At 57.8% G+C, this 22,706-nt stretch carries 20 protein-coding genes; 13 read left to right on the top strand and 7 right to left on the bottom strand.

Annotated features, from left to right (window positions below):
• Positions 1 to 134: 134 nt before the first annotated feature.
• Positions 135 to 1,727 (bottom strand): isocitrate lyase, encoded by a 1,593-nt coding sequence (locus tag Q674_RS36040; protein ID WP_023009575.1) that lies wholly within the window; start codon positions 1,725 to 1,727, stop codon positions 135 to 137.
• A gap of 311 nt (positions 1,728 to 2,038) precedes the next feature.
• On the opposite strand from Q674_RS36040, the gene Q674_RS36035 reads away from it, so the two are divergent.
• Genes Q674_RS36035 through Q674_RS36025 form a run of 3 tightly spaced genes read left to right on the top strand, consistent with a single transcriptional unit; the run spans position 2,039 to position 4,277 of the window.
• Positions 2,039 to 3,526: a DUF1538 domain-containing protein gene (locus tag Q674_RS36035; RefSeq protein WP_023009573.1), complete on the top strand. Its 1,488-nt coding sequence runs from the start codon at positions 2,039 to 2,041 to the stop codon at positions 3,524 to 3,526.
• A complete protein-coding gene (locus Q674_RS36030; RefSeq protein ID WP_022993109.1) occupies positions 3,523 to 3,873 on the top strand; it encodes a P-II family nitrogen regulator in 351 nt (116 codons plus the stop codon). Before Q674_RS36035 ends, Q674_RS36030 begins: the two co-directional genes overlap by 4 nt.
• 14 nt (positions 3,874 to 3,887) lie before the next feature.
• The gene (locus Q674_RS36025; protein WP_022993110.1) at positions 3,888 to 4,277 is read left to right on the top strand and encodes a CBS domain-containing protein; all 390 of its coding nucleotides are present in this window, start codon (positions 3,888 to 3,890) and stop codon (positions 4,275 to 4,277) included.
• 10 nt (positions 4,278 to 4,287) lie between these two features.
• On the opposite strand, the gene Q674_RS36020 is transcribed toward Q674_RS36025, so the two are convergent.
• Together Q674_RS36020 and dauA are read right to left on the bottom strand one after the other, a co-directional pair.
• Positions 4,288 to 6,246 (bottom strand): CASTOR/POLLUX-related putative ion channel, encoded by a 1,959-nt coding sequence (locus Q674_RS36020; RefSeq protein WP_023009572.1) that lies wholly within the window; start codon positions 6,244 to 6,246, stop codon positions 4,288 to 4,290.
• 161 nt (positions 6,247 to 6,407) lie between these two features.
• Positions 6,408 to 8,144: a C4-dicarboxylic acid transporter DauA gene (dauA, locus tag Q674_RS36015; RefSeq protein WP_023009571.1), complete on the bottom strand. Its 1,737-nt coding sequence runs from the start codon at positions 8,142 to 8,144 to the stop codon at positions 6,408 to 6,410.
• A 127-nt stretch (positions 8,145 to 8,271) separates the two neighbouring features.
• On the opposite strand from dauA, the gene Q674_RS36010 reads away from it, so the two are divergent.
• The 3 genes from Q674_RS36010 to Q674_RS36000 all read left to right on the top strand — a co-directional run bounded on the left by Q674_RS36010 (position 8,272) and on the right by Q674_RS36000 (position 10,284).
• A complete protein-coding gene (locus Q674_RS36010) occupies positions 8,272 to 8,454 on the top strand; it encodes a hypothetical protein (RefSeq protein WP_023009570.1) in 183 nt (60 codons plus the stop codon).
• Positions 8,455 to 8,545: 91 nt separating this feature from the next.
• Positions 8,546 to 9,478 (top strand): ChaN family lipoprotein, encoded by a 933-nt coding sequence (locus tag Q674_RS36005; protein ID WP_023009569.1) that lies wholly within the window; start codon positions 8,546 to 8,548, stop codon positions 9,476 to 9,478.
• A 95-nt stretch (positions 9,479 to 9,573) separates the two neighbouring features.
• Positions 9,574 to 10,284 carry an SIMPL domain-containing protein gene (locus Q674_RS36000; RefSeq protein ID WP_023009568.1) on the top strand — a complete coding sequence of 237 codons (711 nt, stop codon included), beginning with the start codon at positions 9,574 to 9,576 and terminating at the stop codon, positions 10,282 to 10,284.
• Between the two features lie 14 nt (positions 10,285 to 10,298).
• Here Q674_RS36000 and Q674_RS35995 read toward each other — a convergent pair whose 3' ends face one another.
• Complete coding sequence (locus tag Q674_RS35995) at positions 10,299 to 11,366, bottom strand: beta-N-acetylglucosaminidase domain-containing protein (protein WP_023009567.1); 1,068 nt, start codon at positions 11,364 to 11,366, stop codon at positions 10,299 to 10,301.
• A gap of 178 nt (positions 11,367 to 11,544) precedes the next feature.
• On the opposite strand from Q674_RS35995, the gene Q674_RS35990 reads away from it, so the two are divergent.
• From Q674_RS35990 to Q674_RS35960, 7 genes are all read left to right on the top strand, one after another.
• The gene (locus tag Q674_RS35990) at positions 11,545 to 12,615 is read left to right on the top strand and encodes an acyltransferase family protein (RefSeq protein ID WP_023009566.1); all 1,071 of its coding nucleotides are present in this window, start codon (positions 11,545 to 11,547) and stop codon (positions 12,613 to 12,615) included.
• Positions 12,616 to 12,667: 52 nt separating this feature from the next.
• A complete protein-coding gene (locus tag Q674_RS35985; RefSeq protein ID WP_023009565.1) occupies positions 12,668 to 13,126 on the top strand; it encodes a hypothetical protein in 459 nt (152 codons plus the stop codon).
• 139 nt (positions 13,127 to 13,265) lie between these two features.
• Entirely contained in the window at positions 13,266 to 14,342 is a 1,077-nt protein-coding gene (locus Q674_RS35980; protein ID WP_014422755.1) for a TRAP transporter substrate-binding protein, read from the top strand.
• A gap of 104 nt (positions 14,343 to 14,446) precedes the next feature.
• Positions 14,447 to 14,992: a TRAP transporter small permease subunit gene (locus Q674_RS35975; protein ID WP_023009564.1), complete on the top strand. Its 546-nt coding sequence runs from the start codon at positions 14,447 to 14,449 to the stop codon at positions 14,990 to 14,992.
• Complete coding sequence (locus Q674_RS35970) at positions 14,989 to 16,287, top strand: TRAP transporter large permease (RefSeq protein ID WP_011786891.1); 1,299 nt, start codon at positions 14,989 to 14,991, stop codon at positions 16,285 to 16,287. The genes Q674_RS35975 and Q674_RS35970 overlap by 4 nt, the downstream gene beginning before the upstream one ends.
• A 194-nt stretch (positions 16,288 to 16,481) precedes the next feature.
• Positions 16,482 to 17,798 carry an SAM-dependent methyltransferase gene (locus tag Q674_RS35965; RefSeq protein ID WP_023009563.1) on the top strand — a complete coding sequence of 439 codons (1,317 nt, stop codon included), beginning with the start codon at positions 16,482 to 16,484 and terminating at the stop codon, positions 17,796 to 17,798.
• Complete coding sequence (locus tag Q674_RS35960) at positions 17,798 to 18,922, top strand: NAD(P)/FAD-dependent oxidoreductase (RefSeq protein WP_022993120.1); 1,125 nt, start codon at positions 17,798 to 17,800, stop codon at positions 18,920 to 18,922. Before Q674_RS35965 ends, Q674_RS35960 begins: the two co-directional genes overlap by 1 nt.
• Before the next feature lie 93 nt (positions 18,923 to 19,015).
• Here Q674_RS35960 and Q674_RS35955 read toward each other — a convergent pair whose 3' ends face one another.
• The 3 genes from Q674_RS35955 to Q674_RS35945 form a co-directional block, all read right to left on the bottom strand.
• A complete protein-coding gene (locus Q674_RS35955) occupies positions 19,016 to 19,975 on the bottom strand; it encodes a porin (protein WP_023009562.1) in 960 nt (319 codons plus the stop codon).
• A gap of 33 nt (positions 19,976 to 20,008) precedes the next feature.
• Positions 20,009 to 20,635, bottom strand: coding sequence for a DUF2057 domain-containing protein (locus tag Q674_RS35950; RefSeq protein WP_227501243.1), 627 nt, complete (start codon positions 20,633 to 20,635; stop codon positions 20,009 to 20,011).
• 177 nt (positions 20,636 to 20,812) lie between these two features.
• Complete coding sequence (locus Q674_RS35945) at positions 20,813 to 22,681, bottom strand: choice-of-anchor I family protein (protein ID WP_023009560.1); 1,869 nt, start codon at positions 22,679 to 22,681, stop codon at positions 20,813 to 20,815.
• Between the last annotated feature and the right edge of the window lie 25 nt (positions 22,682 to 22,706).

Raw genomic sequence — 22,706 nt, 5'->3', positions numbered from 1 at the left:
TGTCCACCAATATCAGCAACCTGGAAAAATCCGCCAGTGTTAAAAAACAAAACCCCGCAGGGCGATAGCCATGCGGGGTTTCTGGTAGCTGGCAGGCACCTGCGGGTGCCTGCCGGACAACCTGAACCAGTCGATTAACCGAACTGGTTCATGGTGTTGTCTTTACCACCGGCCTTCAGAGCCGCTTCACCAGCGAAGAACTCTTTGTGGTCATCACCGATGTTGGAACCGGCCATGTCCTGGTGCTTCACGGTAGCGATGCCCTGACGGATTTCCTGACGCTGTACGCCAGCAACGTAGGCCAGCATGCCTTCGTCACCGAAGTAGCCTTTGGCCAGGTTGTCGGTAGACAGAGCCGCAGTGTGGTACGTCGGCAGAGTGATCAGGTGATGGAATACACCAGCTTCACGGGACGCATCACGCTGGAAGTTACGGCACCACTCGTCAGCCAGCTGACCCAGCTCAGTGTTGTCGTACTCGGCGCTCATCAGCTTGGCACGGTCGTAGGCAGATACGTCTTTGCCTTCTTCCTTCCACGCGTCGAATACCTGCTGACGGAAGTTCAGGGTCCAGTTGAAGGACGGGCTGTTGTTGTAAACCAGCTTGGCATCCGGCACCACTTCCTTGATGCGGTTAACCATGCCCGCAATCTGGCCAACGTGCGGCTTCTCGGTTTCGATCCACAGCATGTCTGCGCCGTTCTGCAGGCTGGTGATGCAGTCCAGAACAACACGGTCTTCGCCAGAACCCGGCTTGAAGCAGAACAAGCCAGAGGCCAGGCGCTTCGGCTTCAGCAGCTTGCCGTTGGACTTGATCACAACGTCGCCGTTCTCGATCTGGGAAGCGTCGTCGATGTACTCGCCGTCCAGGAAGCTGTTGTACTGGTCGCCCAGGTCGCCCGGCTCGTTGGTAACAGCGATCTGCTTGGTCAGGCCAGCACCCAGGGAGTCAGTACGGGCAACGATCACGCCGTCGTCCACACCCAGTTCCAGGAACGCCAGACGAACCGCGTTGATCTTGGACAGGAAGTCGGCATGGGGAACGGTTACTTTGCCGTCCTGGTGGCCACACTGCTTCTCGTCAGACACCTGGTTCTCGATCTGGATACAGCAAGCACCGGCTTCGATCATCTGCTTGGCCAGCAGATAGGTCGCTTCGGCGTTACCGAAACCAGCGTCGATGTCCGCAATGATGGGCACAACGTGGGTTTCGTGGTTGTCGATCTGCTTGATCAGCTCTTCGGCCTTGGCAGTATCGCCAGCGTTTTCAGCTTCTTCCAGGGCGCGGAACAGGTGGTTCAGTTCCCAGGCATCGGCCTGACGCAGGAAGGTGTACAGTTCTTCGATCAGGCCAGAAACAGCAGTCTTCTCGTGCATGGACTGGTCAGGCAGCGGGCCGAACTCGGAACGCAGGGCAGCAACCATCCAGCCAGACAGGTACAGGTAACGACGCTTGGTGGTACCGAAGTGCTTCTTGATGGAGATCATCTTCTGCTGGCCGATGAAACCGTGCCAGCAACCCAGAGACTGGGTGTACTTGGAAGAATCGGCATCGTAAGCAGCCATGTCTTCACGCATGATCTTGGCGGTGTACTTGGCGATGTCCAGACCAGTCTTGAACTTGTTCTGGGCGCGCATGCGGGCCGCGTGCTTCGGGTTGATGGCGTTCCAGGTCGGGTTCTGCTTCAGAATGGAAGCGATTTGGTCGACGTCTTGTGCGTAAGGCATGGTCTCTATCCTTTCTACGTTTGTGTTCAAAAGGTTCGGAACACTGCTGCCAGCAGCTTCCGGAGCCAGCCACCGGCCAGGGTAATCGGGCTGGTGGTGACGTTGGGCGTAACTTTAGTGCTTTCGAATTTATAATTGAAATTTATATGGTGTATTTTCGGCATTTTTTAAATGAATACACATAATCCCTGCCGACAGGCTGAGGGCCCATTATTGAGACGGGTCATTTCGGGCAGACTACAGCGTGCTATGATTCAGGCACTTGATCCAGGTCAGCAACCACCCTCACCCACGGGCTACAGGGGCATTCTGTGTTCTACCTCCGCGCCTTCGGTCATTCACTCCTGCACGCACTGAAGAACCTGCTTCCCATTGTGGTCGTGGTGGCGTTCTTTCAGATCGCCATTCTCCAGCAGCTACCAGAGAACCTGTTCAGCATGGTTGCCGGCCTGTTTGTGGTTGCCATCGGTGTTGCCCTGTTTCTGCAAGGGCTTGAGCTTAGCATCTTCCCGCTGGGAAAGAGCCTGTCGAATCAGTTTGCGCGGCGCGGTTCCCTGGTCATTCTCCTGGCCTTCGGCTTTGCCATGGGCTTCTCTGCGGTGATTGCCGAGCCAGCCCTGATTGCCGTGGCCGAGCAGGCACAAACCATCAGCGGGGGGCGAATCGACAGCCTGACACTCCGGGTACTAGTAGCACTATCCGTGGGCTGCGTCGTGGCCCTCGGCGTTTTCCGGACGATTTTCGGCTACCCGATACACTGGTTCATGATTGTCGGCTACATCATCGTGGTGATCGTCACCTGGTTTGCACCCGAAGAAATCGTCGGTCTGGCCTACGATTCCGGCGGTGTCACCACCAATGTTGTGACCGTGCCGCTGATTGCCGCGTTGGGCATAGGCCTGGCTGCGTCGATCCGAGGCCGGAACCCGCTGATTGACGGTTTCGGACTGGTCGCACTGGCGGTGATGGTACCGATGGTCACCGTGCAGGTTTACGGCATGTTGGTGTACTCAGGTTCTGCCGAAGCCGAGGGTGTCCCACTCTCACCAGATGTCGGAGAAACCAAGCCTTCCGGCGTGGTCGGCGCACTGCTGGAACTGGTCACCATGATTCGGGATGTGCTACCTATCATCATTACGGTGCTGTTCTTTCAGTATCTGGTGCTGCGCCGCAAACTCCCCAACCCACGCAAGGTTATCTTTGGTTTTGCCTTGGTTATTCTGGGGCTCTATGCCTTTGTTATCGGTCTCAAGATGGGGTTGTTTCCGATTGGCACCAGCATGGCCGAACAACTGACGGACAGAGACAATTATCTCTACGTGTACCTCTTCGCCCTGATGATCGGTTTTGCCACAACCATGGCGGAACCGGCGCTGATTGCCATCGGCAGGCAGGCGGAAGAAGCCGCCGGGGGCACCCTGAACGGCAATGTCATTCGCATATTGGTGGCAGTCGGGGTTGCCATTGGCATCACCATAGGTGTTCACCGGATCATCACCGGCGACTCCATTCACTACTACATCATGGGCGGTTACATCCTGGTGATCGGCCTGACGCTGATTGCGCCCCGCTACATCGTTGCGCTGGCCTATGATCTGGGCGGCGTCACCACCTCGGAGGTCACGGTTCCCCTGGTTACCGCCCTGGGCATTGGTCTGGCCAGCAGTATTGACGGACGCAGCGTTCTTATCGACGGCTTCGGGCTGATTGCCTTTGCTTCAATCTTTCCTATCGTAACGGTGATGGCCTACGCCATCGCATCCCAGTATCTTGCAGAACCACGTAAGGAGACACCATGAAATTCTCGGCACTGGTGGCCATCGTTCCTGAAGACCTGGAGCAGAAGTGTATTGATGCTGCCCGGGATTGCGGTGCCGGAGGAATCACTGTGATGTCCGGCCGGGGCATCAGCAATACCGCGAAAAAAACGTTCTTCGGCCTGACCTACGACGGCAGCCAGAGCGTGCTGCTGATGGTCCTGGAAAAGGGGCTGTCGCTGGATGTGCTGAAAGCCATCCAGAAAGTCATCATGCCGGATGGCAAAGATTCCCAGGGTATGATCTTTACCGTACCACTGGAACACCTGGGCGGCATCGACATGGCCCAGGTGGAAAAATTCGAACAACACGTAAAAGACTCTCTGTAAGCGGAGCGCAGATAATGAAACTGGTCAAAGACGTGATGGTGACCGACATCATCAGGATTTCGCCCTTCGCCACCATTCGCGAGGCGCTTTCCCTGATGAAGCGCCACAATGTCAAATCCCTGGTGGTCGAACGCCAGAATGAGCACGATGCCTGGGGGCTGATTACCTATACCAATATTCTCAAGTCAGTTATCTCGGAGGACGGCGACATCGATTTGCTGAACGTCTACGATGTGTGTGCCAAACCGGTGATCAGCGTAGGTGAGAACCTGGCTCTGAAATACGCGGCCAGACTGATGACCGAATACAGGGTCAAGCGCCTGCTGGTGCTATGTGACAACGACATTTCCGGGTTCGTGGTCATGGACGACATCATGCAGGCCCTACTGGAGACCGTCGACTAAAGACGCCGGCTCAACTCTGCGCCCCCAGACAAAGCACCAACAGCTGATCGCCATCGCGCAGATCCAGGTACTGGTTCCGGGGCGGATTCAGTTGTAAATGGCGCCCGCGTTCATCCGCTTCGGCCCGATAAACGCCCAGGGCAATTTCCCCGCGCTCCGCCACAATCTTCTCCAACACCTGGAAATCCGCGCTGGCCGGCAACGGATAGTCGTGAGGCTTCCGGAACTGGATTTCTGCCCCACCCTCCGTGAACAGTTCATCCAGCACCACCCTCAGTTCCCGCCGCAACGCCACCTGAGCCAATACATGACTGAGAATCATCGGGCTGATCAGCATCTCGCTCTTGTGGCCATACAACAGATGGCGGTTATCCGGGTCACTCAGTTCCATTATGACCTGCGGTCGCCTGGGGGCGGCCGACAGAACATCTTCCAACTGGAGATAGCCCACCATGGCACGGGCATCGGCTTCCTCTCCGGAGCCAACTCGATCGCTGCTGAGCAACATCACTGTGTCGTATCCGGCTGGATCAAGGCGCCGAAGGTCCTCTTCCACCATGTAGTCGGCTTCCAGCAGGCGACCGTTTACTTTCGACAGGTCAACGCCGTAACGCTGCATTTCCCGATTACGGTCATCCAACGGAATCGCCGACACCAGATCGAGTTCAAAAACCCGACTGCCATAGCTGGCAAACTCGGCCGCCATGGTCGGCACCCTACGGTTCCAGCCCAGTACCAGCACCCGGTGGACACCCGGAACCGGCTCTGGCAGGGCCTGATTTTGTCTTCGCTCCAGCTTCGGCAACGTCGCTGCCTTTGGCACGGCCACGGTATGCTGGTAATCCCGGGCCAGAAGCACAACCCGGTCTTCGTTGCGGATGACCGTGCCTGAATCTGCCAACAGATTGACCTGCCAGCCCCCGCTCGGGTTTGGATGCAACAAACCCAGGACAATCGCATTGGGCCGCTGGCTTGCCAGCTCTGCCAAGGTCAGGCCTTCAGCGGTTTCTCCCCCACGCACGAAAATCTCGTTGCCTTCACCGGCGGTCAGCAACTCGTTGTATACCTCGGAAAGGTTCGGGTGGATGACGTTCTGAACCATCAACCTGCTGATGGTGGCATCACCGGCCACCACTTCCACGGCCCCGGGGTAGGCCCGCTCGATAACGGGCAGTTTACGCATGTCCTGAATTTCAGCCACCACAAAGGGCAGCCGGGCGTTGTAGTGCCTGGCCTGGGCGGCGATGGACAACAGCGCCTTCACGGTTTCAACATCGGAGGTTATCAGCGAGCCGCCCTCGTGCACCTGGCTGGGCACAATCACCGCCGCCGCATCCAGACAGGCAACCCGATGCAACGCTTCCGGCTGAATGGCAGAGCCGCTGCGCAGAATCACTTCCCGGGCTCGCCGGCCAATACCAGGCTCCCTGATCAGTTCGTGCAAATGCTCGACACTGGCCTCTTCCGCCAAAAGAACCAGCCGCAGTTTCTGGGCGTCATGCTTCTCCAGAAACCGGGCCATACGCCCAGACGAACCAAATAACTCCGCTACCAGCGGCGGCGTCTGGGCGGTCCAGCCCAGCACGACGATATGGTTCTTCAATGTCACCGGGGTAAGGCCACGCTCCAGATCTTCCATCTTGGCAATCAGCCAACGGGTGAGAATGGCCACCAGCGTACCCATGAATACCACGTAGCCCATTATCGTCAGCAGGGTGGAGACAATACGTTGCCAGGTGCCCACGTCGTCTCCAAGGTAACCCGGATCGGTCAGGCGCAAAAACGCCCACCAGATGGCGTGCCCGGCACTTTCAAACTCGCCGGCCTGGGGCAACACCACCAGCAGACCGCCAATCAGCGATATCAGCGCAATAAAGCAACCGACCACCAGCAACTGAAAACCAGCCCCCTTGACCAGCTGGCGCTCCACGATGAACTTGATCCGATCAACAATTCGAAATGGCAGCATTCGATCCCTTATAGCGTCGTTCCCGCGGCAAACGGTTTGCCGGTTTCTGATTCTGTCGCCTAGGATAGTTCAAACAGTCCCGGAAGGTGACCCCTGACATGATGCGGCCTTCAGGCGCTCTTGTGTTGATCACTGGCGTGTTATGCCAACTGCCTGTTTTTTTAGGTCTGCCAGTCCATCTCTGACAACTCAGCCAGCGCCGCCTCCAGAGTCGGGTAGAAATAGCTCACGCCGGGTTCCGGTTTTACGCCGGCCCGGGCCAGGGTTCTCAATGGCTGGAACTGCAAGTCGGCAATTACAATGCGGGTACCGGTTTTCCGGCAACTGGCGATCAGTTTGTTCAACGCCGCCAGGCCGCCAGCGTCGAGGATGGTCACTCCGTCCATGTACAACACCAGACCCTCAGCCTGCTGGGACAAGTCTGCCAGCTCGCCGAAGATGCGGTCAGCAGCCGCGAAAAAAAGCGGACCATTGATCTTGAACACCTGCCAGCCCTCCGGCACTCCAACCTGCTGCACCCGTTTGTTGCCGGTAATGTCAGTCACCCTGGTCATTTGTGCCATTTCACGCATGAACAGCACAGCGGCCAGCAACACCCCGGTGGTGATGGCTATCACCATATCCAGGGCCACGGTCAGCCCGAAACAGGTCAGGAATACCAGAATGTCGCTGCGGGGCGCGGTCTTGAGCAGGTGCACTGCTTTTGGTGCCTCGCTCATATTCCAGGCAACCATCACCAGTAACGCGGCCATGGCCGGCATGGGCAGATAGGCAAGAATACCGGCCAGGGAGACCAGCGCCAGCAGCACCACCAGCGCATGAATCATCGCGGCCACAGGTGATTCCGCGCCGGCCCGGTAATTGGCGGCCGACCGGGCTATGGCGGCGGTGGCGGTGATGCCGCCAAAAAACGGCACCACGATGTTGCCAATGCCCTGCCCCATCAGCTCACTGTTGGCACTGTGGCGTTTACCGGTCATGCCATCGAGCACAACAGCGCACAGAAGGGATTCGATCGCACCCAGCATGGCGATGGCAAAAGCGGCGGGAATCAGTTCCCGGAACAGATCCCAGGACAAGCCGAGGGGCTGCCCGTCGGCCCCGGCCTGCTGCCAGGGCCAGGCAAATTCCGGTAAAAACGGAGGTATTCCGGCACCGGTGCTGCCGTCAGGAAGCAGGTAACTGAAGCGTGAGCCGACGGTCTCAATAGCCGCACCACCGGAATTCAGCCACAAGGCCAGCAGACTACCGACAATCACCGCCGGCAGATGAGGCGGCACCGGGGTTTTCAGCCTTGGCCAGAGCAGCATCACCGCCAGGGTAACCACCGCCACCAGAGTGCTCAGCCCATCCAGTGCCGGCAGTTGCTGGCCCAGAACCGCCAGCTTGTCCCAGTAGTGCTCTGGCATAGCGTCAATGGAGAGCCCGAAGAAGTCCTTCACCTGCAAAGTGGCAATCACCACGGCAATGCCACCGGTGAACCCCAGGGTGACGGATTCGGGGATATACTCAATAAAGCGGCCCAGACGCATCACCGCCATAATCACCAGCAACACACCGGACATCAGCGTAGCCAGCAGCAATCCACCCAGGCCATAGCTCTGGGCAATGGGATAGAGAATCACCACAAACGCGGCAGTAGGGCCGGAAATGCTGTATCGGCTGCCGCCAAACAGGGCAATCAGAAAACCGGCTATGATAGCGGTATACAGGCCATATTGCGGCGCAACCCCGGAGGCAATCGCCAGCGCCATCGCCAGCGGAATGGCAATGATGCCAACCGTGGCGCCAGCCATCAGGTCTTTGAAAAATCGCCCGCTGTTGTAGGGTTCATCGACGCAGGCCTCGCGAACGGCGTGAGCGGTACGAAGAGAAAAGAGATGGGCGCGATGGGGCATGAACAGACTCTCTCAGGCCAGGCATTTGGTTACATTATATGCTCATCATCTGTACACTCAATGTTAATATGATTAACATGTCAATCTGTAACTATCTTCGCTGAACCTGTTGAGAACCAGAAACACTATGGAAAACCGAACTGCCCGGCTGACCCTGTTGATTGACCCTGAAAAGAAGAAAGTTTTCGAGGCCCTTTGCAAGCAGGAGGACGTGACTCCCTCCCAGAAGGTGCGTCAGTTCATTCGTGAATATGTGGAAGAGCGGCTCGGGCCAGACTGGCGCGAGAACAGCGGCCAGAAAACCGACTGACTCCGGCAACGTACAATCGGATATGAAAGCTTACGCCACCCGCCTTGTCCTGACGCTTGTAACCGTTGCCGCCTTCACAGGATGCACAGCCATGCGCACAGAGAACCGGCCCGCGCCCGTCAGCCAGTACGATGCCGTAATCGTCGACGCCAGCACCGGCAATATCCTCACTGTCGCAGAACTGGCCCGGAAGCTGGCAGACACCGATGTAGTGGTGACGGGGGAATACCATGGCCACCATGCCTCGCACCTGTTGCAGGCCCGCCTTCAACAGGCGCTTTACCGGCACAACCCCCGGCAGATCCTGACCATGGAGCAGTTCAACCTGAACCACCAGGATGCCCTGGATGCCTACCTGGCCGGACAAGCCGGCGAAACGGAAATGATCGAAGACGCGGGCGCCTGGGAGAACTACAAAGGCTCCTACCGGCCCCTGGTGGAATTTGCCCGCGAACACCAGTTGCCGGTTGTCGCGGCCAACGCCCCGGCAGATATCGTGCGCTGTGTCGGCCGTGAGGGGATGGACTATCTGCAACGCCTGCCAGACGCGCAACGCGCCGCCCTGCCCGCACAGGCCTTCCTGGATACCCCGGACTACCGTGACAAATTCGTCGACGCCATTGCCGGCAGCCACGGTGCGGAACAGACAGAACTGACCGGGCGCCTGCTGAGCACCTATCAGGCCCAGCTGTTGCGGGACAACACCATGGCCGAGCGGATACTGACTGCACTGAATGAATACCCCGGACATCAGGTTTTGCACACCACCGGCACCTTCCACAGCGAACAGCGGCTCGGTACCGTTGCGGTCCTTGAGCAACGGGCACCAGAGCTGAGCATTGCAGTGCTCTCACCGGTTGAATGGTCGCCCCCGGAACAGGCGATGCCGGTGGCAGCAAACCGTCACAAGGGTGACTACCTTTACTTTATTCTGCCCCTGCCTCCGGAATACCGGGATGCGGAACGCCAGCGCAGCGCCATGCAGAAACGCTTCAGCCGCCATTCAGACACCCGCTGCGAGTGATCAAAGTGGCGCGTAAGGCGCGCCTTCCCAGCAGCCCCGGTTCCCGTTAACCTGCGCAGACATCAGGATGTTTTCCGAACCGCAAGGAGTAAGCCATGAAAGTTGTCTCTGCCCTGATTATCGGCCTGTGCGCCATTGTTGCCGCTTCCCTGTTGAGCCAGGGCTTGATGGGGCTGCGCACGGCCGATCGCTACGTAACGGTCAAGGGCATGGCCGAACGGGAAGTGCAGGCAGACCTGGCGCTCTGGCCCATCCGCTTTGTTGCCACCGGTAGCACGCTGGACGAAGCACAGAACAAAGCCCGAAGCAGCCGGGAAGCCATCATGGCGTTCCTGAAACTGCAGGCCATTGACCAGTCTGCGGTTGAACTCCAGCGCCTGGATGTAACCGACACCCGCGCCAATCCCTACGCCGGCAATAACAACGAGCAACAGTACATCATCAACCAGACCCTGATGGTGCGCAGCACCGATATCGAGCGCATCCGGCAGGCGGCCCAGAACGTCAGCGAGCTGGTGGATTCCGGCGTAGTGTTGTCCTCGGACTACGGCCCGAGCGGCCCCACTTACCTGTTCAACGGCCTGAACGATATCAAACCGGCCATGATCGCCGAGGCCACAGCAGCGGCCCGTGAATCCGCCCAACAGTTTGCTCGGGATGCCGAGGCCAAACTCGGCAGCCTGCGCCGGGCCAATCAGGGTGTGTTCCAGATTCTGGCAAGGGATCAGGCACCAGGCGTGTCGGAGCAACAACAGCCGGTGAAAACCGTGCGGGTGGTCTCCACCTTCGATTACTACCTGGAGTAACCGAAAACAGGTGCCTACTGGGTGGCCACCATTTCGTCGGTCACCTGATAGTCGCCGACCAGCCAGCGCAGGATCTCGTGAGCCGCGGGGTGATCAAACGCGTCGTAGGTGTGAATCAATGCCTGCTTTTTCTCATCGCTGATTCGTGCCAGCCCGGTGTCCTGCAGGGTCAGCAAATCCCTGTGCAACTGCCCCGCAAGCTCCAACCCCAGCACTTCCCGCGCTGCATGCAAAAACGCCTGGCCATACTGGTAGTCCGGCCCCTGGCGGTAGCATTCCGCCAGTGTGATCGCCGGGATCGTGGTCAGCACCGGCTGCAGTGCCGGATTGATGGCGTGGCCGGAAAGGTAGGCGGCATTCCCGGCAGGGCGGCCGGTAAAGCCACGAAGATGCAGATGCCTGGACATGCGATCACCATCATTCACCGGGTAATTATCCCAGAGCAGTGGCTTGCGCCCCAGCAACTTGCTGACACGTTTGAGATGGCCCGGAGAAACTTCACGGGAACAGACCTCTTCCCCGGTCCAGAAAACTCTCACTTCACGGTCCAGCTCCGCCCCCAGGGTTTCCAGATAGTCCGCCGGCCGCTGCCCGAAGACCCGGTCCAGCACCGGGTCATCGGAGTAGTAGGTGGGGCATACGCTAAGTTTGCCGGCACTGGTATTGGCTTTTACCCAGTCCACGATCTGAGCCTGGGTGCGGGCCAGGTCCGGAGTGTCCGGGTGCATATCATCAAACAGGATAGCCAGCTCCTGGATACCTAGGCGATCCAGCATTGTCAGTTTCTTCGCCAGGGCCTCCCGGGCCGCCTCATCGAAGTTATTGAAGATTTCGAACGGGCTCAGCCCGACACCAAACCGCACACCTTCACGCCGGCAGAATCTGGCAAAGTCCGCCAGTGCCTCAGCCTGCTCCGGAGGGTGCGGTTCCTGCCAGCGACGACGCAGGTAAGGGTCGGCCTTGGGGGCATACAGATAGAAGCCGTAACCATGGGCAAGCAGGGCATTGACCAGTTGGCGCCGTTCGGACCAGGTCCACAGAGGCCCGTAAAATCCTTCAATAATTCCCAGTTCCACCGTCATAAACCTGTCGCTCCCTGTCTGCCACCCAAGCGAATACTATACCGGACCAGCTGCCTTGATGACGGGATCGTCAGATCTCAGCAAGTATACCGTATGATTAGATCCTAGCCGCTACTGTCACAACCTGCCTAGAATAAACGATCCGGTAAAATGTTGAGTTTTCAGGAGCACAGCTTTCATGCCCAATGGTCAAGACCGACTGCCCGCACTGGACGCGCTTCGAGGCATCGCGGCCCTGGGTGTGGTGCTGTTCCACTACCTCCCCTATTACGACAAACTCTACGGCCACAGTTTCAGCACGCCGGACACCCTCGGTTTCGGGCGCTACGGGGTTCACCTGTTCTTCATCCTCAGCGGCTTTGTCATCTTCATGACCCTGGAGCGCACACGCAGCGCCAGTTGGTTCGGACTGGCCCGGGCCTTCCGCCTGCTGCCGGCACTCTGGGCCGGCATTGTATTGACCTGGATTGCCGTTCAACTGATGGGGCCAGCTGACCGCATGGTGAGCCCGGGCTCGGCGCTACTGAACATCACCCTGCTGCACGAATACCTGGGCCACCCCCATGTCGATGGCGCCTACTGGAGCCTGGTGATTGAAGCCACGTTCTACGTCTGGATTGCCTTGTTGTTCTACGGGCTGGGAAGCTGGCAGCGCATGCAGCCAATGCTCTGGGCCTGGACTCTGGCCAGCTATGCGGCAGTGATCTGGTGGAAAGCCATTCCCGATGGGCTGGAGTTCCTGATCAAGGACCTGTTGTTTACCCGCTACGCGCCCCTGTTCATCAGCGGCATGCTGATCTACCGCTGGCACCGCCACAATCGTTTGCCGGTCGCGGATCTTGCGCTATTGACACTAACCATCAGCCACTGCCTGCTCGCTTACAAGGCACCGTTCAACCTCTTTGTGCTCGGCTGTTATGGCGTTTTCGGGCTGGCCGTAGCCGGCTATCTCAACGTTCTGGCACGGCCGGGAATGCTCTGGCTGGGCAGCATTTCATACACCCTGTACCTGGTGCACCAGAACATTGGTTATGGCGTGATTGATCTGGCTTACAAATCCGGTCTACCCGGCCAACTTGGTGTGATGATGGCCCTGGCCGTCGCCATTGGTCTGGCGGCAGCCCTGCATTACGGTATCGAAAAACCCGCTCTGCGCTGGTTCCGGCAGTGGCGCAAACGTGCCGTACCGGATACCGGTCTGACGTTGATCAACGCCCCGATGCCGAAAAAAGCGGAAAATCTTGACTAGACTGAACACAACAAAAAACCTGAAACCCATTGCCTGACAAGAGTAAGACGCCATGGAAATCAAAACCTTCGCAGACCTGATTGACTGGACACGCCAGCTCCACGCCCACCTGGCCCGGTGCCTGCACGAATCCGCCCAGAAAAATCAGAACGAACGCGCCAGCGCCTTGCTCGATTACATCAGTTCCCACGAGGCACTGCTGGAAAAGGCTGTTGCCGAGTACGAGAAACAGGCCGACCCGAAAGCCATGACCACCCGCCTGTACGATTATGGCGTGCATAAACCCATCGAGAAGAACCGCACCTGCGATACCCGCTATAACGATCTGGATTTTGACGGTATTGCCCGGGAGATCTTTGATTTCCACGACCAGGTGATGGACCTGTACGACGCCCTCATCGGCAAAGCCGAGATTCCCGAGGCCAAATCCCTGCTGGAGGATCTGAAATCCCTGGAGGAGCATGAGGCCATGCGCCTGGCCAGCCAGATAGGTCGAATGAACGACATCTAACGTTAGACCAATGTCGTAGTCCGGCAATTTTTTGCTGCAGCCCACCCGCCATAGTTGCTAATCTGAACTACACTCTTGAGTTCCGGACCCCACGAGGGGCCGGGCTCTACTACAACAATGACAAGAGGTTAGAAGAGCAATGAAGATCCGTTCTGTTCTTTCCGCGGCTGTGCTGGCTGTGGCAACTACCTTTGCCGCCACCCACGCGCTTGCCCAAGACAAGTTCACCCTGCGACTGGCAGAAACCTGGGGCCCGAACTTCCCCATTTTTGGTGACACCACCAAACGCTTCGCCGAAACCGTTAACAAGATGTCTGATGGCCGACTGACCGTCCGCATTGACTCAGCCAACAAGCACAAAGCCCCGCTGGGCGTATTCGACATGGTCAAGGCCGGTCAGTACGACATGGGCCACTCCGCCTCCTATTACTGGAAGGGCAAAGTGCCGGAAACCCTGTTCTTCACCAGCATGCCATTTGGCATGAATGCCATGGAACAGTATGCGTGGTTCTACCACGGTGGCGGTATGGAGCTGATGCAGGAAGTGTATGAGCCCCACAACATGCTGTCGTTCCCTGGCGGCAACACCGGCGTACAGATGGGCGGCTGGTTCCGCAAGGAAATCAAATCCCTGGATGACCTCAAGGGTCTGAAAATGCGTATTCCCGGCTTTGCCGGCGAAGTCTTCGCAGAAGTGGGTGTTAACCCCACTAACATCGCCCCGGGCGAGCTCTACACCGCTCTGGAGCGCAATACGATTGATGCCGTTGAGTGGGTAGGCCCTGCGCTGGATCTGCGTCTTGGTTTCCAGCAGATTGCTGACTACTACTACACCGGCTGGCACGAACCGGCAACCGAGCTGCAGTTCCTGATCAACAAGCGCGTCTGGGATCGCCTGCCGGCAGACCTTCAGGAAATCATGCGGGTAGCCATGCGTACCGCTTCCTATGACATGCTGGTTCACTCTCAGCACGCCAACGCCGAAGCCTGGGCGAACATCAAGGAAGAGTATCCGAACGTACAGATCAAGCGTTTCCCGGATGACATTTTCCAGGCCATGTACGAGGCCAACGAGAAGCTGTTGAAAGAGGCCGCGGCAGAAAGTGAGATGGCTGCGAAGATCATTGAATCCCAGCACAATTATCTGGAGCAGAGCCGCGCTTACACCGACATTTCGGAGCGGGCTTACCTCAACACCATGGCCGAAGTCGAGTAAACTATTCGTTTATGACGAATCAGAGCCGGGATCGCTCTTCCAAGTGATCCCGGCTTTTTCATTTCCAACATTCAGAAATTCCGCGATGCGGAGGAAGAAGTTCGATGCGCTGGATTATCCGACTGGACGAGGGCCTGGCCTGGCTCTCCAAACTTTGCGGCTGGATCGCCTGTGTGGCCATGATCCTGATGGCCGCCAACGTCTTCTATGACGTCGTCGCACGTTATGCTTTCAACGATGTGTCCATCGCCATGCAGGAAATGGAATGGCACCTTTATTCAGTCGTCTTCCTGCTTGGCATTCCCTATGCCCTCCGCACCGATGGTCATGTCCGTGTGGACGTGTTCTACACCAACTGGAGCCAGAAGCGCAAAGCCTGGATTAACCTGATAGGCGCCGTTCTTTTTGTTATTCCGTTCGCCTACCTGATTGCCACCTATGGCTACAGCTACGCGATGGATGCGTACCAGATGGGCGAAGGCAGCGGCGACCCCGGTGGCCTACCTCATCGCTGGGTGATCAAATCCGTGATTCCGGTCAGTGCTTTCTTTATGGGAACGGCCGGCTTGAACATGGTGACCTACGCCATCCGGGTGATGGCCGGTGACAAGCAATACGAAGGTGAGCACAGCGCAGGAGGTCTGGCATGATCGGTATGATTATGTTCGGCGTGGCGCTGGTCATGCTGATGTTCGGTTTTCCGGTGGCCTTCACCTTCGGCGGCGTGGCGCTGTTTTTCGGTATCTACGCCGAGGGCATGGATCTCTTTGCCTTCATGCCCTTCCGGATCATGAGCGTGATGCAGAACACCGTATTGATGGCAGTGCCTCTGTTCATCTTCATGGGTGTGGTACTGCAACGCACCAGGCTGGCTGAACAACTGCTGACCTCCATGGGTCGGCTGTTTGGCGGGTTGCCCGGCGGCCTTGCCATTTCCACCATTCTGGTCGGTGCCCTGCTGGCTGCCTCCACCGGCGTTGTTGGCGCCAGCGTGGTTGCAATGGGCCTGATTTCACTTCCGGTCATGCTCGCGCACAAGTACGACAAGCGCCTGGCCACCGGCACCATCTGTGCCTCAGGCACCCTGGGCCAGATTGTGCCGCCGTCGATCATCCTGATCATTCTGGGTGACGTCCTTGGCCTGCCCGTGGGCGATCTGTTCAAGGCTGCGGTCATGCCCGGCGTGGTACTGATTGGCCTGTACATTGTCTACATTCTGATTCTGACCCGTTTCAAGCCGGAAACCGCACCGGCCATGCCGGCCCAGGATGAATCGGTCAGCCGGGGCAAGGAAATCCGGGATGCCCTGCTCGCGATTATTCCGCCACTGGCGTTGATCGTGATCGTGCTGGGCTCCATCTTCACCGGCATCGCCACTCCCACGGAATCCTCCGCACTGGGCGGTGTTGGCGCCGTGGTTCTGGCGATCATCTACCGCCAGTTCTCGTTCAAAATGGTCTGGGATGCCGCCAAAGACACCGTCAGCGTGACCGCCATGGTATTCGCAATCCTGATCGGCGCGACTGCCTTCTCCATGGTCTTCAGCTATACCGGTGGCGATTATCTGCTGGAGGAGTGGCTGATGATGCTGCCCGGCGAACAATGGGGCTTCATTATCCTGGCCATGGTGGTCATTCTGGTGCTGGGCTTCTTCATCGATTTCGTGGAGATTTCCTTCATCATCGTGCCCATTCTGGCACCGGTGGCCGAGGCCATGGGCATCAACATGCTCTGGTTCGCCATCCTGATTGCCATGAACCTGCAAACCAGCTTCCTGACACCACCATTCGGGTTTTCGCTGTTCTACCTCAAAGGGGTGGCACCACCGGAAGTCCGAACCACGGATATCTACAAGGGTATTATTCCGTTCATTCTGATCCAGATTCTGGTGCTGGCGCTGATCGTCATCTTCCCGGAATGGTTCGGCATGAGCGCCACCTACTGACCCCCGAATAACCCTGCAACTCTGGCGGAGCCGGCCAATGCCGGCTCCGCCCATCCACCCGCTCTGCCCCTCAGTCTTCAGTCCGCCGACCTGACAAAACCTGATCATTTTCTATACTGAGTCAAAAAGCCGCGACTCTCAGTTCAGTTTTCGGGATTGCACGGACCATAACGAATCAGAGGAGAGAGCATTCCATGGCACAGAGTACCGCTCATAAACCGGAGTTACCGGACAAGGAAGAACACCGGGCCCACGTCCTCAGCCTGCCCCTGGAGCGCGGTCAATCCGATCGCGAACCCCACAGTTATGAACGCTGGCTGATCCATAAACTGATGCGTATGGCCGGCTCTCCCCCCATTCGTTTCCGGCTCTGGAACGGCGATGTCATAGAACCGGAAGTTCAGGACGCCCGCTTCACCCTGCACCTGACCGACCACAAGGCTCTCTACTCCCTGGTGGCCAACCCCAATCTGGCCTTTGGTGACCTGTATGCCGCCGGTCGACTGGAAATCGACGGCGATCTTCCAGATCTGATGGAGAGCCTGTACCGGGCCGTCCATGCCGCCCGCCAGAAATGGCCACGCTGGCTGGACGCCCTGTGGCGCAACCACAACCCGCGTGCCACCGGCATCTCCGAGGCCAAGGAGAACATTCACCACCACTACGACCTGGGCAACGCGTTTTACCAACTGTGGCTGGATGAGGCCGAAATGCAGTACACCTGCGCCTATTACGAGCAGGCCGACAACACCCTGGAACAGGCGCAACTGGCCAAACTGGAACACGTTTGCCGCAAACTTCGGCTGAAACCGGGCATGACCGTGGTCGAAGCCGGCTGCGGGTGGGGCGGGCTGGCCCGATATATGGCCCGTCATTACGGAGTGAAGGTGCATTCCTACAATATCTCACGGGAACAGCTGGCCTACGCCCGGGCTGAAGCAGAGCGACAAGGCCTGGACAACCTGGTTACCTATGTCGAAGACGATTACCGCAATATTGAGGGCCAATATGATGCCTTCGTTTCTATTGGCATGCTCGAACACGTGGGCAAGGACAATTACCCCGCACTGTCGGAACTGATCAAACGCTCCCTGAAGCCGAATGGGATTGCCTTGCTCCACAGCATCGGCCGCAACCGGCCGATGCTGATGAACGCCTGGATCGAGAAGCGGATTTTCCCCGGCGCCTATCCGCCCAGCATTGGCGAGTTCATGGAAATCTGCGAGCACAGCGATTTCTCGGTACTGGATGTGGAAAACCTGCGGCTGCATTACGCTCAGACCCTGACCCACTGGATGGACAATTTCACCGCCAACCAGGACCAGGTCACCGAGATGTACGACGAACATTTCACCCGGGCCTGGCGACTGTATCTGGCCGGTTCCATCGCCGCGTTCCGGGCCGGTTCTTTGCAGTTGTTCCAGGTGGTGTTCACCCACGGCGACAATAACCAGCTGCCCCAGAGCCGGCAGGAACTCTACACGTTTCCAGCCACGCCAGAGGGGGTCTGATGGAATACTACGACATCATTATCGTGGGGGCCGGCCCTGCCGGCTCAACCCTGGCCCGGGCTCTGGAGGACTCCGGCAAACGGGTACTGATCATCGACAAGCAAGCCTTCCCCCGGGACAAGACCTGCGCCGGCTGGGTTACGCCGGCAGTGATGGCCAGCCTGGACATTGATCCGGGGAAGTATTCCGTCGGCCGGACACTGCAACCCATTCGCCGGTTCCGGATCGGCATGATGGGGCAAAGTGCGGTGGAGAACGACCACGGGGATATTGTCAGCTACGGTATTCGTCGCTGCGAATTCGACGACTACCTGCTTGACCGTGCCGAGTGTGAAAAGCAACTGGCAACCGCGGTAAAGTCCATCAACCGGAACAACGGCAACTGGGTGATCAACGATCAATGGCAGGCGCCGCTGCTGGTGGGTGCCGGGGGCCATTTCTGCCCGGTGGCACGGCTGTTGGGCGACGGCCCGGGCAAGCATGAAACCGTGGTGGCCGCCAAGGAAGTGGAATTCGAGATGACGCCAGAGCAGGCCCGCGCCTGCGAAGCCCGCGGCGACACGCCAGAGCTCTGGTTCTGCCGGGATCTCAAGGGCTACGCCTGGGTTTTCCGGAAAGGCAGCTATCTGAACATCGGCCTGGGCCGTGAGGACAACCACCGGTTATCTGATCATCTGGAAGCTTTTGTCGAGGAAATGAAACAGTCGGGCCGCATCCCTTCCGACCTGCCGGGCCGCTTCAAAGGCCACGCCTATCTGCTGTATGCCCATGCCAACCGCCCCCTGGTGGATGACGGCGTGCTGCTGATTGGCGATGCGGCCGGTCTGGCCTATACCCAGAGTGGCGAGGGCATTCGGCCCGCCATAGAATCGGCACTGATGGCGGCCAATGTGATCAAGGCCGCCCCGGATTATTCCGCGCTCTCGCTGCAAAGCTATGGTGAACGGATTGCCGAACGCTTCGGAACCCGGGCCACGGACCAGGAGCCCGGCTTTGAGGTGCCGGACTGGCTGAAACAACCCATCGCCAGCACCTTGATGCGCTCACACTGGTTTACCCGCAAGGTGGTCACGGAGAAGTGGTTCTTGCATCAGGAGGTGCCGCCACTGGAGGTCGCGGTTTAGATACACCAAGGCCGGGCGCTGAGGCCCGGCCTTGATTTCACGTCTGCACTGACCTGTAGCTCGATACCAGGCTGGCGCATGTAACGAGCGAGCTTAGAACTTCACGCGCATACCGGCCAGGAAGCCCATGTCGGCGTCGTCGCCAGACGCATCTTCAAGGTCGCTCTGGGCGATTTCGGCGAACACGCTGACGTTCTTGGCAGCCGGGAACTTGTAGGTCACGTTGGCGTACCATTCGGTAACGTCGTCCGCATCATCTTCTTCCTTGTTGCCCATACCGAGAGCAACGTCGGTGGTGGCAGCAACGGCAAACACGGCAGCCAGGTTGTACTGGGTAGTTTCGAAGTCGTCTTCGTCGGTTGAGCTGTAGTCAGCGGCCAGATTCACGAAGCCGAAATCGTAGGATGCGCTGATACCCCAGGTGTCCATGGAATCGGCGGTACCGTAGGCGCGCGCCTGCTGGTATGCGGCAGCCAGTTCAAGACCGGCCAGCTCGGTGGCAACGAACAGATCGTAGTATTCACCGTCGATACCGGCAGAAGCTCCGTCGTTGGTCTTCATTTCGTGGGAAGCAGCGATGTAGACGTTTTCCAGTTCAATATCGACTCGGATGGTATCGTCTCCGTCGGTGGCGATACCTTCAAAACGGTCTTCGTCCACGGTTTCAACTTCAATGGCCTGCTCAATACCAAACTCATCCGTAGCAAAGTTCTGCTTACCGAAGGAGAATGAAGCCACGCCATACTTCAGGCCCACGAAGGCTTCTTCCAGATTACTGCCGTTCTCGTCCTTCTCGGCAGCATCCTTGAAACCAAAGTCCAGGCGACCGAAAGCAGTCAGATCATTGCCCAGATCGTAGGCAACGTAGTTTTTCAGCTCCAGATCGTCGTATTCAACCTCGGCGCGCTCATCAAAGCCGGTTGCCTGGCGGAACTGCACCTGGAAGTCACCGTTCAGTTTGTAGGTAAAACCGTCTTTCTCGTAAACAGTCGCAGCATTCACAGAACCTGCGGCAACAGTAGACACAGCAACAGCCAGAAGAAGCTTCTTCATTTTTGGAACTCCACGTTCAGTTTGGTTTGGTGTTTATTGGTTGCTGGAATCAACCCAGCTGTCCCACTCTTTTCGAGTTTGTTCGTCAGCTTTCAGATACCAGTAGCGCAGCATCCTGCTGACCATTTCCTGATCCGGATCGACGTGCGAATCCAGCAACAACCCGTCCTGGTTGGTTATCAGCCCCGGAGCAGCTACTGCCGCTTCGGCGCCGGAACGGTTATAGGCCGCCAGCTCGCGGGCATAGTCCCTCACCAGCTGAAAGCCCTCTTTCTCGAGCACATCGGCGGTTAACGCCACCTCACGGCCCTGGCGATCAGTCAGCTGCCAGTTACCCTGTTGATTGAAAGCGTCCATTTGATTCCTCGACTCGATTTCCGGAGCGCTCAGGGTCAGTGCGGTATCAGCAGCCTCGAAACGGACAACGAAGGTATCGCTGGTTTCCAGCACCTCTTCACGACCAATTTCGGTGGTGCACTCCACCACCAGCTGCTGGGTACCATCAGCAAGAGTCAATGACTGGCCAGAGCCGGCGGTCTGTTCGCTACCCTGAACAGCCTGCACGTTCACGCAGGCCCCCAAAGTGAGCTGAACCTCTGCCAGAGCCGGCAACGGCATCAAGGCGGCAAGTAAACAGGTCGTCCAGGCAAGTCTCGTCACGCTTTATTTCCAATCGGTGGTTGGCAGCAATCTTGAGACGACACTATGGCGGGAATTTATTAACGAACTGTTAATAATATGTTTCGGTTATATGACATGATCCTGTGGACACATTTTTAACCCGGACACAAAAAAGCCCCGCCATGAAGACGGGGCTTTTTTATTCAGAAAACAGAATTAATCAGTCAGTTGAAGTTTCACACGGTAGATCGCCGTGGTGCCGCTGACTTCGTTGCCAGTGATGAGTAACGGCTCACCAGTAGGTGAGTCATCGGCGGCAACCACAGTGATACTCTCCACGCCCAGATCCCCTGCGGTTTCGAGTACTGAAGCCGTGTCGACAGTGGTCCAGTCATCACGGGTATTCAGGTAATCCACCTGAACCGGACTGGCAGGGTCCGTTACGTCGTAGACCAGAATACCGCCCATGCGCTCAAGGCCCAGAAAAGCAAAGGTTTTATTGCCGAACGTCGCCAATGTCACGGCTTCAGGTTCCGGGCCTTTGGCGTCCGACCGGGAATCGAAAGCCATGCCCTCGTCATGGGCGGAGTTGAAGTGGTCGGCGCAGGGAATAGAACGATCCGTACCCAGACGACACTCCTCACTGGCCAGGAACTGCTCGATCGCATCGCCGGAATCCCATACCAACTCACCGTCCTCATTCCAGATCGCCAGAGAACGCGTGCCGTAGGAGTACAGCTGGTCGTACATCAGAAGCGTGCCGTCCGGGTCTTCTGCACCCGACGCGTTGAACATGACAGGAGCACCATTTTCAGCAACCCGGTAACCCTGCACCCAACTGATGTTGAGTCTTCCCAACTGGTCATCATCGCGACAGGCATTGGCTGCACCGGCTGTGGCACCGCAGTAATCGAAGACGGATGGATTCAACAGCGCACCTTCGGCCAGCGCAGTCAGTTGCGCCGGCATGTCGTCACCAACCCGACGGGCAAAACCATCCGGATGTACCAGGTGTTTCACCCGCAACTCTTCGACAAAGCCCCTGGAACTGTCGCCATTCCAGTAGTCGGCGTTATCTTCACCCCAGGCCCTGGCATCCCCCTCATTGGCCGTCACGATAAAGGTTTCACCATTTGCCTGGTAACTGTCGATGGCATCGGGATGATAGATACCCACCACACCCGGCCATCTCTGGATATTGATGACGCCGTCATCGTCCGAGGCATCAATACCCTGCCCCTCAACACCGTAATCCTTGAACCCCAGGGGTAAGATACCGGTGACCGTTGCCGCGCCGACATCCAGCTTCGCCAGGGCGTTGTTTTCCTGCAAGGAGACCCAGGCAGTGCGGCTGTCGGCACTGACGGTGATATATTCCGGTTCCAGATCCTGGGCCACGGTGGCCCCCGGGCCGTATATGCGAACACCCGATGCCTTCAGGGCGCCTTCCTGGCTGTTGAAGGCCAGAAAATCGGCTGTTCGTACCGTGAGATTCTCCGGATTGGAAACATCAACTACACTGATCGACCCTTCCGGATCGATCTGGTAATCATCGCTTGGCTCGCCTTCGTTTGCTGCCAGGACATATTGCCCATCCGGCGTAAAGGTAACCATATCCGGCTGCGCACCTACCTGGATACTGTCACGCAACTGCAGGTCTGCAGCTCCAAATACCGCGACATAACCGGGGGCAGTTTTCGGATTCGATTCAACAGCAACCGCAACGAGCCCGCTTGCCACAGCCACACTGTTAACCACCGCATCAGCGGCAATGTCAGCAACCGTCAGCGTGTCGATTTTCGCTGGATTGACCGGGTCGCTCATATCCAGCACATCCACAGCTCCGGACAAGGCATTAACCACAAACGCCCTGCGACTGGCAGGGTCAAACGCCGTGATTTCCGCAGCAGACTCATCAAACTGCCCGGTGCTGTATCGACCGGCGAATTCGAGCGTCAGGCCAGTGACTTGAGCTTCCGGCGCCAGGTCATCATCGTTGTCCGAGGAATTACAGCCGGATACCAGCACGGCGCTCACAGCGAGAGCGAGCAATGACAGTTGAAATGGGTGCGATGTCTTGGGCACAGCGGGCTCCTTTGCTTATTTAATG

Origin of the sequence: Marinobacter sp. EVN1, assembly GCF_000475375.1 — a bacterium.
Lineage (GTDB): Bacteria > Pseudomonadota > Gammaproteobacteria > Pseudomonadales > Oleiphilaceae > Marinobacter > Marinobacter nauticus.
Note: the sequence above shows the minus strand (reverse complement) of the source record. Positions and strands in the feature narration are given on the sequence as shown.